The organism is Methanomassiliicoccales archaeon LGM-RCC1 (genome assembly GCA_030168575.1).
Classification (GTDB): Archaea; Thermoplasmatota; Thermoplasmata; order Methanomassiliicoccales; family Methanomethylophilaceae; genus Methanoprimaticola.
On the sequence record CP115555.1, the window covers coordinates 1,334,642 to 1,346,957 of the forward strand.

The following is a 12,316-nucleotide window of genomic DNA, read 5'->3' on the forward strand; positions in this document are numbered from 1 at the left end:
GTACAGCTAGCGTTGTCCAGATCGCTAAACCGAGCCCCTCATTTTTACCCCGAAAATCAGGGTTCTGCATCATAGCCACCGCGCCAGACACATACATGGATATCGAATTTATAGATATTATAATAGTCAATTAGCACTAGATTACTGCAAAAATTAGCACTAAAATATTGCAGAATTTTAATCAAAAAGGCAGCAATAAATAGTTGTTAGGCATATGTGGAAGCATGGAAGGATACATGCCGCGTATCATCGACAATGAGCTCGAATTCTATTTGGATTCATTTGGAGCAGTACTTCTCAGAGGGCCAAAATGGTGTGGAAAAACTACAACAGCATCCAATATTGCAGCCAGTACCATAAAGATGCAGGATCCAAAGAAATCCAAAGACTATATAGCGGCAGCAGAAGCGGATGTATCCTTGATTCTGGAAGGGGAACAGCCCAGGCTCATCGACGAGTGGCAGGTTTCTCCTGTTATTTGGGATGCAGTGCGTAGCAATGTGGATGAAGGCGGAAAAAACGGACAATTTATACTAACCGGTTCCAGAATACCATCAGAAGATAGTATCCAACATAGCGGAGCAGGCAGAATCGGAGTTCTAGATATGTATCCTATGAGCCTGTACGAATCCAAAGACTCGAATGGAAAAGTATCTTTAAAGGCATTGTTTGATGGAGATTTTCAGAACGGAGTCAAATCAGACCTTTCTGTCAAAAAGATCGCTGAATGTCTATGTCGTGGGGGTTGGCCTGCGAATATGGGCTTGAGTTACCGTAAATGCGCAATCAGAATCAAAAGTTATCTCGATCTGATATATGAGAGTGATGACGTCTCTTTAAGAAAATATGCTAAGGATCCCGCTACAGCCAAAGAGATTATAAGATCTTACGCAAGGAATGTCTCCTCTATGGCAACAATGAAAACGATGGTCGCTGATGTGGTCAAGAATGATGTTTCTATCTCTTCGGACAGATTCGCCGACTATCTGGCTGCATTGAGAGGAGTCTTCCTCATAGAGGATGTTCCCGCGTGGAATCCGCAGATCAGATCGAAGGATGCAATAAGGGCGGGTCCTAAAAGGGAATTGATCGATCCATCCATCGCTGCATATTACCTGGGGATAACTCCTGATAACTTTGTAGATGATTTCAATACATTCGGTTTACTATTCGAATCGTTATGCATAAGAGACCTCAGAGTCTACTCTTCCAGTTTATCGGGTGAGGTGCTCTATTATCATGATAAATATGGGTTGGAGGCAGACGCCGTCGTCAGGTTAGATGATGGAAGATACGGAGTCATCGAAGTGAAGCTTGGAAGTAAGGATATCGATGAAGGTGCAGAGAATCTATGTAAGTTGGAATCATTGTTGGAGGAACATGAGATGAAACTGCCAAGTTTCAAAATGGTCCTGACAGGAACTGAATTGGCTTATCAAAGGGACGATGGTGTTTACGTAGTCCCTATCGGATGTCTTGGACCATAATTGGGCGAAAAGGCGCGGAGGAAGGGATTTGAACCCTCGAGGAGATGCTCCACCGGTTTTCAAGACCGGCGCCGTAGGCCGCTTGGCTACCTCCGCTTGAGTTCTCGATAGAGCAACTACTATAAAAATCAGTTTTTCTCCGTTTTCGGAGCGGGCCACAGTCTGTCGAAAGACCCTTGCATGATCACGAACCACAGGTTCTCGACCATCAGCGAGAGCACGGCAGGCAGCAGGGCATTGGGATAGCTTACGGAGAACATCATGATGCACAGTGTCGCGGCTAGACCGGAATTCCTCCAGGTGGAGAGGGCCACGTAGACCACGCCTTTGTCCCTGTCGAAACGCATCTTCTTCAGGATGAAGATCATCGCCAGGCTGGGGATGAATATCCTGGCAAGGTTGGCCAGGAGCAGCCAAAGGGCGATATCGGGATTCTCGATGATGTAGTCCCTTCTGAAGCCGACACTGATGAAGACCATGACCATGATGACGACGTTCATAACCATCACCTTGACCTTCGGGGGGATAGTTATCCTGTTTAGAGGAATATCAACGACAACGGGGATTACGACGAACAGCAGGACATACTCCAGTATCTTCAGCCAACTGGCAGCTTCCCCCATGAGCATATGGGTGATGAACGGTGTGAGCGCTAGAGCGCACACGTAGATCACGGAGAATCCGAGCATGCCCAGCTTCATGTCGCCCTTCATGTAGAAGGTCATGGTCATGACGGAAATTGCGCAGGGAACGGCAGAAAGCATCACCCAACCGTACCACAGTGCGGCATCGTCTATGAAGAGCAGTCCAGTGAGGAGGGTGATCGCCGTGTTGAATCCGAAGCATAGAAGGAGGCAGAAAAGCACCCCTTTCCTGTTTTCCTTCATATCCGAGAAGTCGAACTTCAGCCCCTGGAGGGCCAGTGTCATCTGGATCATAAGTGTGATCATGAGCATGGTGGGCGCATCTGGATGGTCGAATCCGAGGACCAGCCCCAGGGCAATCCCTATGATGATCCATACCTTGATGTCGAATACCATGCTCATCTGAAGAACCTCGCTGCATCTCCGGCAGGATCATCGCTTAGCTTGGCCTCCAGCTGCTTGACGTATCTGGATGCCCTGTTGTCTAGGATCACTGCCATTCCGCGGTCGGTCTCCGTCCTTATCAAACGGCCGATCGCCTGCTTCATCTTCCTGAGAGCCGGAACTTCGCTTGTGTATATCCAACCTTTGCCTGCTCCATATCTCTGATCGAACATCGCCGACATGGCTTTAAGCTCGGTAGACGGGGGAGGATAGGGGATTCCGACAATGATGGCGTAGCATAGCTCGTCGCCGGGGAAATCCATGCCCTCTGCGACCGATCCGCCCATGACCGAGAAGAAAACTCCGTCGCGGCCGTTGCGGAACGCAGCTAAATTCTCCATGGTCTTGCGCTGGTTGCGGGACTCCTCCCAGTAGAGCCTCTTGTTGATATGCATCTCCAGATAGGGGCGCATGCTGCGCATGAACGAGTAGGATGTGAAGAACACCAAGGTGTTCTTGTCGACGGAGTTGCAGAGCATCGTGATGTAACGTTCTATGCGGTTCTGCATCCCAGGGTCCTTCTGCATCTCCTTCTGCTGAGTCGTGACATCGTTCACATAGAGCACTGATCTGTTCTCGGGCGGGAAGGGCGAGGGGTACATCCTGAACCTCGGGTTCCCCCTGATACCGAGAACCCTAGCGTATTGGTCCAACGGCTGCAGAGTTCCGGACATATGGATAGCCCCAGGGATGCTGTTCAGGAAGACAGAAATCTCTGCGGGATCGATGCACTTGGCGCTAAGGAACTCGCCGTCCTGATCTATCTTAAGGGACCTCACGAACCTGTCTGAAGCCGAGGAGCACCAGTCCTTCATGGCTATGCCCAGAGTCTGTATCTCGGAGACCCTGTTATCACCCTGCTCCATAAGGAGCTCTGTCCTGGCCTCACCATAGTCCATCACCCTCTCGATGGCCGCATCAAGGTCCTGAGACCTCATCCCGAACTTCTTCATCATGCGCTGCTCGATGTAGTCGTCGTTCAGAACGACCTCCTTCTCGTTGAGGCCGAGCTTCTCTGTGGCGACATTGCGAATGCAGTTCTTGAAGAAGGATAGGAAATCCTTCAGTTCGACCTCCATCCAAACGGTCGGGTTGCCCTTCATGGTGGAGCATTCGTCTATGGCGTTGTCCACCAGGTCCTTGGTTATCGTGAAGCTCTCCTGATCCCTTGCCGCATCCACGAGGTTATGGGCCTCGTCGACTATCAGCAGCATGCTCTCCGGACTCTCCTCGAGGCCGAGATTGGCCATGAGGGTAGTACGGATGTCCGTGGAAAGGATATGGACGTAAGGAACAGCTACGACGTCGAACTTCTTCATGAGCTGTTTCTTCATCTCATATGGGCAGACACCTATCTTCTCGCAGTACCTGTCCAGTTCGTCAGATGTGGGGAAGTTGTTCAGGACGTAGTTCTCTACGTTATCGATCTCAGTCTTGATCCTGTCGAAGTAGCGGCATCCGCCTGCGGATCCCTTGATGCTCTTGGAGCGCTTCTCCTCGCACATCATGGATAGAACCTTTGGCGAGAGATTCTCATAGTCCTTCGTACCTCTGAACAGAGGGCAGGATTTGTTACGGCCGGTGATCGTGAGTCCGGATACGTTCTTGATGCGCGATATGGCCTTGAGCTCTCTCATGACCTGATCGCTCTGCGAGATCGTCCTTGTGAGATAGACGATCTTCTTCCCTGTTTTATTGGCATGCTCCAGGCCCGCGGCGAGGGATACAATAGTCTTTCCTGTGCCTGTGCCGGATTCGATTATGATGTGCCTTCCCTCGTCCAATGCGATGCGAATATCGGATATGATATCCATCTGGCATCCGCGAGGCTTGTAAGGGAGGTAGGGAGCCTCCTTGTTCTCTTCCTGAACGTATTCAACGGAGGTCTTCTTCGGGCCGATGCCGTCAAGGGATGACTGGATGCTGATATCTCCCGGACCCAGGGTGGCTCCGCAGGACCTGCATCTACGGCTGCCAGGAGGCATTAAACTCTTGCATCTGCTGCAGAACATCCCTTGCATGCGCTCGATGAAACGAGGACAGGATATAATGCTATCTCGAACCGGTTCAAGTCATTAAATTTAGTAAATAGCTTAATGAAGATAATTAATTTAGTTAATTAAGCTATTAACTTAATTAATTTACAATTATTATTGAAAAGATACGTAGTCAAAATTGGCCGTTGGTCTGATTGTTCAGATAGTCTTTGGCGCCATTCACTCCCATGGTCATAGCGCGCACAAGGTGCTTTTCGGCCTCTTGGACCTTGCCTTGCGTCATCAGGGCCGAAGCTATATCCTGGTGCATGTGCACGAGGATCTCGGGATCCTCTAGCCTGTTCACCTTGAGCATCTCCTCAAGAAGCTGGATAGCCAAGTTAAGGTCCGCGATGTACATGTCGTCCAGTCCGAGCTCGCTCTCGCATTGAGATCTTGAGATTATCGGGACCACCAGTTCCTCCATATCCTCAATCTCGTTGCTGTCGACCAGGTCGGTACCTTGTGATATTGCCTCCGAATAGCATTCCATAGCTGCACGAAGGTCGCCCATACCTAGTTTGCATTCCCCTTCCAGCGTGTGGAGCTCCATAAGACGGTTTCCTGACCATTTGTCTGTCGATCTGGCGAGTAACGAAAGGCCCTTCTGAACGAATTCCTCTGCATCCTCAGGATACTCGCAGTCAATGAGGTTCTCTGCCGATTCTATGCAGAGCCTGATGATGCCCGCCTTATCGTAGTGCTTGGAGTCGGTCTTGAGCTCCGGAAGCCTGGAGATTGCATAACCATATTCTTCGGAGACCTCAGAACGCTGCTCATAAAGGATGGCGCCCATCGTCGCATGGGCCTTGATGTACGTTCCGGCATCAACTGAGGTGCCGTCAGACTCGAGTTCGTCGATCATCTCTGTTGCCGCTGTCAGGTCCTCCATAGCGGATGTGAAATACCCCAACATGTAGAGGATGCAACCGCGGTTGACGTAAGCATCGATAAGCTCGGGAGAGGTGCCGTTGGACTCCAGCATGTTGACTGTAGAATTGCACTCTGAAAGGGCCTTCTCCAAACGGATCTCCGAAACGTCCATGCCGTTGGGATGTGGATGAGGGATAAAAACTATGACTTCCGAAGCCTCGGTGCAAAGAATTGTACGATAGCAATCTTTATCTTTTACTATCCTTGTGAAGTGGCCGATGTCCCACGGTAGAATGTTGGCTGTGCACGATATATCATGCGTCGGCAGGTGCTCGTTGACCGTAGCCTTGCCCATCATATCGTCAATTGGTATCGAATGCTCTGTGCTGCCCACCGCAGTCCTCTCAACCCATACGGGAGGATTCCAGGGTTTCACCTACCGTGATCTGACCGAGGACATACACCCCATCCAGGAGCATTGGAGATCCTTGGGATTGGATTTCGATGCATTCTACACCGGTTTCCTCGGGTCATTCGAGCAGATTGACCTTGTCTGCGATCTGCTGGACAAGCTTTCCAACAAGAGGACCACGGCCTATGTCGACCCCGTCATGGGCGACAAGGGGAACCTGTACTCCGTGTTCGACATGGAATTTCCCAAGGAGATGAGGAAACTCTGCGAGAGAGCGGATGTCCTCATGCCCAACCTTACAGAGCTGTCTTTCCTCCTGGGCCAGGAGTACAAGGACGGGCCTTATGAATGGGGATACATCGAATCCATGCTGAATGCTGCTGAGGTCTTCGGACTGAAGAAGATCGTAATCACCGGTGTAAGCTTCGAGCCGGGAAAGGTCGGCGCAGTCTTCAAGGACTACGATACAGGGGAGACTGGGCAGGTCATGAGGGACATGATAGAAGGCTACTACCACGGCACCGGCGATGTGTTCAGCTCAGCACTGGTAGGGGCACTCGAATCGGGCATAGGCCTGAAGGATTCCGTCCGCATAGCCGTCGATTACACCGTAGGTTCCATCAAAAGGACCTATTACTCCGGTGCAGACGTCAGGTACGGAGTCGATTTCGAACAGGGCATCGGACAGTATGTACGCCAGGTGGAGGTCCTTAGGAACGGACCGGAATTTATGAAGGCTACCTCAAACATGGAGATATCCCGTGTGGCTGGACTGGCCGCCAGGATTTGGCCGGAGGCCTATGACGGGATTGTAGAAGATGAGCAGATAGACTACATGGTCACGACCATGCAGTGCTACGATGCCATCAAAGAGCAGATCTCCGACGGATACTCATACTACATCATCCGCAGCGAGGGCAACGATATCGGCTATCTCGGGATCCATCCCGATGATGGTGGCATGTTCCTGTCCAAGTTCTACATCGACGGCCAGCACAGGGGAATGGGATTGTCATCGAGATCCATAGCTTTCCTGAAGCAGCTCTGCACGAAGCAGGACATCCACAGGATCCACCTCACCGTCAAGCGCGACAACTACCGCGCCATCGAGGCCTACAAGCACATGGGATTCAGCATAAGCGCATCCATCGACAAGCCGATAGGCAACGGTTTCGAGATGAACGATTACATAATGGAACTCTTATTCTGACCTGAGATGTTCATTCCAACGACCAGGGAGGAGGTCGCCAAGAGGGGATGGGACGCATTGGACGTCGTCATCGTCTCAGGGGACACCTACACCGACAACTCGTACAACGGCGCTGCGCTGATAGGCCATTGGCTGATCTATAACGGTTTCAGGGTCGGCATCATAGCCCAGCCGAGGATCGATGCCCCCGATGACATCACCCGTTTGGGTTTACCTGAGTTGTATTGGTCGGTTTCCGCCGGATGCGTGGATTCCATGGTCGCCAACTACACCGCAGTGAACAAGTTCCGCAAGGACGATGACTTCACTCCTGGAGGCGTGAACAACAGGCGTCCTGACAGGGCATGTATCGCATATACAAATCTCATCAAGAAGTACGCCAAGGGCAAGCCCATAATCCTCGGCGGCATAGAGGCCAGTCTGAGAAGGGTCGCCCATTACGATTATTGGTCCGATTCTGTCAGGAGATCGGTTCTGTTCGATTCCAAAGCTGATGCGATAACCTACGGAATGACAGAGCTCAGCAATCTGGCCATCGCTAATGCCATGAAGGACGGAGCGGATTGGAAGGGGATCAACGGTGTATGCTATGCATCGAATACCGCTCCTGAGGGATATCTGGAGATGCCCTCGTATGAGGAGTGTTCAAAGGATCACAAGGCCTTCAACCAAGCCTTCAGTCTGTTCAGGGACAACTGCGATCCTATAACCGCCAAAGGTCTTGTTCAGAAGCACGGCGACCGTTATCTGGTGCAGAATCCGCCGTCAAGGCTGCTTACCACAGAGGAACTGGACACCATCTATGGATTGGATTTCGAGGACGAGGTGCACCCATACTATCTGAAGGACGGCCCGGTGAAGGCGATGGACACGATCAAGAACTCCATCACCACCCACAGAGGATGCTACGGCGATTGCTCCTTCTGTGCTATCGCGGTGCATCAGGGACGCACAGTCGTATCCCGTTCTGAGGAATCCATACTGAACGAGGCCAAAGGCTTCGCCTCCAAGCCAGATTTCAACGGCGTCATAAGGGATGTCGGAGGACCGACAGCCAACATGTACGGCATAGAATGCCGTCAGAAGCTCCGCATAGGCGCATGCAAGGACAAGTCATGCCTAGGTGACAAACCATGCCCCAAGCTCTGCATAGACCACGGAAAACAGGTGCAGTTGCTAAGGGATATCAGATCCATCCCAGGAGTGAAACGCGTCTTCGTGGGATCCGGTATCCGTTACGACATGATCCTTGCAGACGAGAAGAACGGTGAGAGGTATCTCGAGAATCTCGTCAGGCATCATGTATCCGGTCAGATGAAGATCGCCCCGGAGCATGTTAGCAGAAGGGTTTTGAAGACGATGGGCAAACCTGGGCCAGAGAAGCTTACGGAGTTCAAGGACAGGTTTGACAAGTGCACCGCCAGATGCGGGAAGGAGCTGTTCCTGACCTATTACTTCATTGCTGCGCATCCAGGTTGCAGGAACGAGGACATGGAGGAGCTCTCGAGATTCTGCCATAGCAGGCTCAAGACCAATCCTGAGCAGGTGCAGATATTCACTCCCACGCCTTCAACGGCCTCCACCTCGATGTATCATACCGGAGAGGATCTGGAGGGGCACAGGGTTTTCTCGGAGCATTCGATCAAGGGCAAGCAGGCCCAGAAGAGGATACTCGTGAGGGATAAGGATGCGTGATGTCGATGTCACATCCAGGATACGCCCTTTGGACATGTATCCCTATGATTCCTACAAGGTCATCCTGAAAGGCAAGATGCATCTGCATTATGCATACCGCATCACCGGCGAGGCCATCGAGATAGAGCTCTCCGATTACCTGAAGGATGCGCCTGATAACGTCCTGAGTGATGAATGCAAGGCTATCGTGGCGTGGTCCAGGGGCAAGAGGTACAAGCAGTCGCCCCTGCTAACCGAGTACATCCTCTCCCCGGATTTCATAGTCAAGAGCAGACCTATTTTCCTCCAACGCACCAGGTCCCTCAAGCTGACCGAGCAGGGGAAGTGCAAGAACCTTCTGGATTCAGTCGAGAGGCTAAGGGATATGGAGCTCATCTTCGATGATGACATCAGGAACTCCTATTTCTCCTGGGCAGACCATATGCAGAAGTACAAATGGGGCCAGTGCAACCAGTTCTTCAGAGTCGTATCCGTCAATCCGTTGTTGGATGACGACAGCGTCCCCGACCTGGTCCTGGATTTCGTCATCTATCATGAGATCCTTCACCTTAGGCAGGATATGTCCAAGGCCCATCGCCCCCACAACGCTCAGTTTAGATCGTGGGAGCACTTGTTCCCGGAATACGATGCCTGCGAAGAGTACCTGAGGACGTTCTATTCGAGGAAACGTCTACATTGAAAACCTATGCCCATCATCGATGCTGTAATTCTCGCTGGACTTTTCTTTCCTTATCGAGACGTAAGCCCCTCGACCTCGTCGGGCTTGAATTCGAGGACAGCGGGCCCTGCACATGCTGTCAGCGTTCTGATCTCATGCATATGAGGTTCAGGTTCCGAAACTTCTATTCGATCCGACCTTCCTGGTCAAAGGTATATAAATCAGTTAAACGGATTCATATCCGGTGACTCAAAATGGGATTGAGAGAGTTCCTTAAGAAGCACGAGACGGACAATGAAGAGGCCAGATGGGAAGAAGAGCAAGATGGCGATGGACTGAACATAGACCTCGACGCTGCAGCCAAGGCCATCAAGATGTTCAAGAACCGCAACAAGCAATGAAGGACAGCAGCAAACTGTCCTCCAACCCCCTTTACTTATCTCTCCAAATTTTCAAGCCAGAACGGACTTGTCGTCCAGATATCTCTTCGATATGACGTTGAAATCCTTATCGAACTCATACACGAGAGGTATCCCGTTGGGGGATGATCTCGATGTCGATCCCTGCGATGTTCATCTTTCCTCCGTTGAGCTTCTCGCCGGCGTTGATTATCCCGGAATCGAAAGCGGCTCCGAAGACTCCGGAAAAGTTCTGCACCAGGTGTGCTCCCTCTCCGTCGGTGTTGTATGCGACTGCTGACTCGGTCAAATAGTTCTTGACATCAGGGAGGAAGGAGGAACCTTCCGCGTGGTAGGATACCAGCTTTCCGACGATCTCCAGCTTGTTATCGGCCAGATACTTGGTAAGCTCCGCGATGCTGTCATGGAAGCAGGGCAGTTCGATGATGATCCCCTTTCCCTGACGGTCCAGGATGATGACCTGGTCCTCGATGGCGTCCTTGGTGCTGTATACGCGGACGTTCATGTCCCCGCATGCGATCTTCGTGATTATTCCATGTTCGAGTGTCTCTATCTGTTGTGACATGGTTTCTCACCGATACTAGATATCGCTATGAGTATTAGTATCGAACAGAAACTAATAAGAAATAAGAAACCAGAGGGTAACATAGTTACGCTGAGGTAACTATCGGCATGAATTCGCCGCTGGCAGAACATGGAACCACTTCGAGCGGAGCAATACAGAACGGTGATCATACGGCGAATGAGTGCCAAGTATCAGGAGATCCGCATCTGATCAGGTCCTGAGCGGGTGGAATCATTTCCTGTTCCTGACCCCGGAGTTGTTGGTCTTCCTGACCTCCTCGTGATAGAAGTAATCGACTATGACGGGATGTCCGGGTTCCGCCCTCCCGTATGGTGTCCAGTTGTCGGTGAATGGGCAACCCAATTCCTTGGCCAGGCTCTCCGCCTTCCTTTCCTGGTCGATGAAATAGGAGCGGTCCTTCTTCGTATAGATCTCCTTGTACAGCGGAACTAAGTTAGGATATCTCTCCTCTATGTACGACAGTATATCGGACTTGAATCCTCCCCTGAGATTGAGATTCTCCAGCCAAACCAGGTCGCATTGGTCCTTTATCCTCCTTATGATTGCTTCTATATCGGTTATCCCCGGGAAGACAGGCGAGATGAAGGTGACCGTGCGTATTCTCTCGTCGTAGAGCTTCTTCATGGCATCCAGGCGCCTCTCTATACTCATGGCCTTGTCCATGTCCGATCTGAAGGAATCGTCCAGGGTGTTGATGGAGAAGGAAACGGTCATGCGTTCGAAACTCTTCAGCAGATCCAAGTCCCTGAGAACAAGGTCCGATCTGGTGCATATGGTGATATCGGCCTTGCTCCCGGAAAGCTGTTCGAGCAGCTTCCTCGTCCTGAGATACTTCTTCTCCTGCGGGACGTAGGGGTCCGTGACGGTACCGATCAGCACGGTCTGATTGTCGTACTTTGAGGGGTCCACCTTCGGCCAGTCCTTGACATCCAGGAACTTTCCCCAGGGCTCGGTGTGTCCTGTGAATCTCTTCATGAACGACGCATAGCAGTATCTGCATCCGTGGGTGCATCCCGTGTACGGGTTGACCGCATAACCACCCAGCGGACCGGATGATTTGGTCATGATGTTCTTCGTCTCTATCTCCTTAACCACTATATCGCTCATAATCTCCACTCTTTCTGCCTGACCAGAAGCTCCTCGTAGGCTCTGGGAAGCTCCTGTATCATGTTCTCCTCGTCCATGATGTCTTTTACATCCTCCTTCATGAAGACGCTGACGCCCGATTCGATGGCCGAATCGGCGATGTCCTGTATCCAATCGCGCTGCGATACGGCCTTTCCTCTGCGGTTTCCAGTCTCCGTACCGAGGACTATCCAATCGACTCCTTCGAAATCAATGTCAGATATGCGGTCGAACATCGGTTCGAAAGTAATGTGGTAGCTTCCCGCACGGACATTCCTCCGAAGCTCCCTTATCCTGCCCTTCTCGGAATCTCTTGTGATGGTCACACCAAAGCACACGTTATCCATATCGCACCTAATCCTCAATCTGTCCGGGGATTTGGTCAGGAATATGTACTGGTGCTGCGGGTTATTCCCGACGGCATCCATGGTAGTGTCTATCCATTCCCTTTTCCAATCGGAGAGGTCGCTCATCCCGGTCATGAAGTAGATGCGCGGGCGTTTTCTGTCCAGGATCCTCAGTTTTGTCGGGAAGAACTGCGGTATCGAGAAGTCCTCCGTCACATGATATCTTCTGACGACGGTTCTCGTATAGCAATACTCGCATCCTCTGGTGCACCCTATGACCGCGTTCAGGCACTGTATCTCCGATTTCAGGCATCTTATTGACATCGATCATGATTCCATACCCATGGAGGTTAAATAACCAATTAGCCCGGCAACCGGCT

At 51.3% G+C, this 12,316-nt stretch carries 11 protein-coding genes and 1 tRNA gene; 5 read left to right on the forward strand and 7 right to left on the reverse strand.

The window, feature by feature from the left end; all coding sequences use genetic code 11:
• Positions 1-224 precede the first annotated feature (224 nt).
• A complete protein-coding gene (locus PED39_06800) occupies positions 225-1,487 on the forward strand; it encodes a DUF4143 domain-containing protein (GenBank protein ID WII07293.1) in 1,263 nt (420 codons plus the stop codon).
• Positions 1,488-1,500: 13 nt separating this feature from the next.
• On the opposite strand, the gene PED39_06805 is transcribed toward PED39_06800, so the two are convergent.
• The 4 genes from PED39_06805 to PED39_06820 form a co-directional block, all read right to left on the reverse strand.
• Positions 1,501-1,583, reverse strand: a tRNA-Ser gene (locus PED39_06805).
• A 32-nt stretch (positions 1,584-1,615) separates the two neighbouring features.
• Positions 1,616-2,533: a Na+-dependent transporter gene (locus tag PED39_06810; GenBank protein ID WII07294.1), complete on the reverse strand. Its 918-nt coding sequence runs from the start codon at positions 2,531-2,533 to the stop codon at positions 1,616-1,618.
• The gene (locus tag PED39_06815; protein ID WII07295.1) at positions 2,530-4,596 is read right to left on the reverse strand and encodes an ATP-dependent DNA helicase; all 2,067 of its coding nucleotides are present in this window, start codon (positions 4,594-4,596) and stop codon (positions 2,530-2,532) included. The genes PED39_06810 and PED39_06815 overlap by 4 nt, the downstream gene beginning before the upstream one ends.
• A 148-nt stretch (positions 4,597-4,744) precedes the next feature.
• On the reverse strand, positions 4,745-5,656 hold the full coding sequence (locus PED39_06820; GenBank protein ID WII07296.1) for a hypothetical protein: 912 nt from the start codon (positions 5,654-5,656) through the stop codon (positions 4,745-4,747).
• 106 nt (positions 5,657-5,762) lie between these two features.
• Here PED39_06820 and PED39_06825 point away from each other — a divergent pair, with 106 nt between their 5' ends.
• From PED39_06825 to PED39_06840, 4 genes are all read left to right on the forward strand, one after another.
• Positions 5,763-7,106, forward strand: a complete 1,344-nt coding sequence (locus PED39_06825; GenBank protein WII07297.1) for a pyridoxamine kinase — start codon at positions 5,763-5,765, stop codon at positions 7,104-7,106.
• A gap of 6 nt (positions 7,107-7,112) precedes the next feature.
• Positions 7,113-8,801 (forward strand): YgiQ family radical SAM protein, encoded by a 1,689-nt coding sequence (locus tag PED39_06830; protein ID WII07298.1) that lies wholly within the window; start codon positions 7,113-7,115, stop codon positions 8,799-8,801.
• On the forward strand, positions 8,794-9,480 hold the full coding sequence (locus tag PED39_06835; protein ID WII07299.1) for a DUF45 domain-containing protein: 687 nt from the start codon (positions 8,794-8,796) through the stop codon (positions 9,478-9,480). The genes PED39_06830 and PED39_06835 overlap by 8 nt, the downstream gene beginning before the upstream one ends.
• 233 nt (positions 9,481-9,713) lie before the next feature.
• On the forward strand, positions 9,714-9,860 hold the full coding sequence (locus PED39_06840) for a hypothetical protein (GenBank protein ID WII07300.1): 147 nt from the start codon (positions 9,714-9,716) through the stop codon (positions 9,858-9,860).
• A gap of 115 nt (positions 9,861-9,975) precedes the next feature.
• On the opposite strand, the gene PED39_06845 is transcribed toward PED39_06840, so the two are convergent.
• The 3 genes from PED39_06845 to PED39_06855 all read right to left on the reverse strand — a co-directional run bounded on the left by PED39_06845 (position 9,976) and on the right by PED39_06855 (position 12,260).
• Positions 9,976-10,443 carry a hypothetical protein gene (locus PED39_06845; protein WII07301.1) on the reverse strand — a complete coding sequence of 156 codons (468 nt, stop codon included), beginning with the start codon at positions 10,441-10,443 and terminating at the stop codon, positions 9,976-9,978.
• A gap of 231 nt (positions 10,444-10,674) precedes the next feature.
• Positions 10,675-11,571: a radical SAM mobile pair protein B gene (locus PED39_06850; GenBank protein ID WII07302.1), complete on the reverse strand. Its 897-nt coding sequence runs from the start codon at positions 11,569-11,571 to the stop codon at positions 10,675-10,677.
• Positions 11,568-12,260, reverse strand: a complete 693-nt coding sequence (locus PED39_06855) for a DUF5131 family protein (protein WII07303.1) — start codon at positions 12,258-12,260, stop codon at positions 11,568-11,570. The genes PED39_06850 and PED39_06855 overlap by 4 nt, the downstream gene beginning before the upstream one ends.
• Positions 12,261-12,316: the final 56 nt, after the last annotated feature.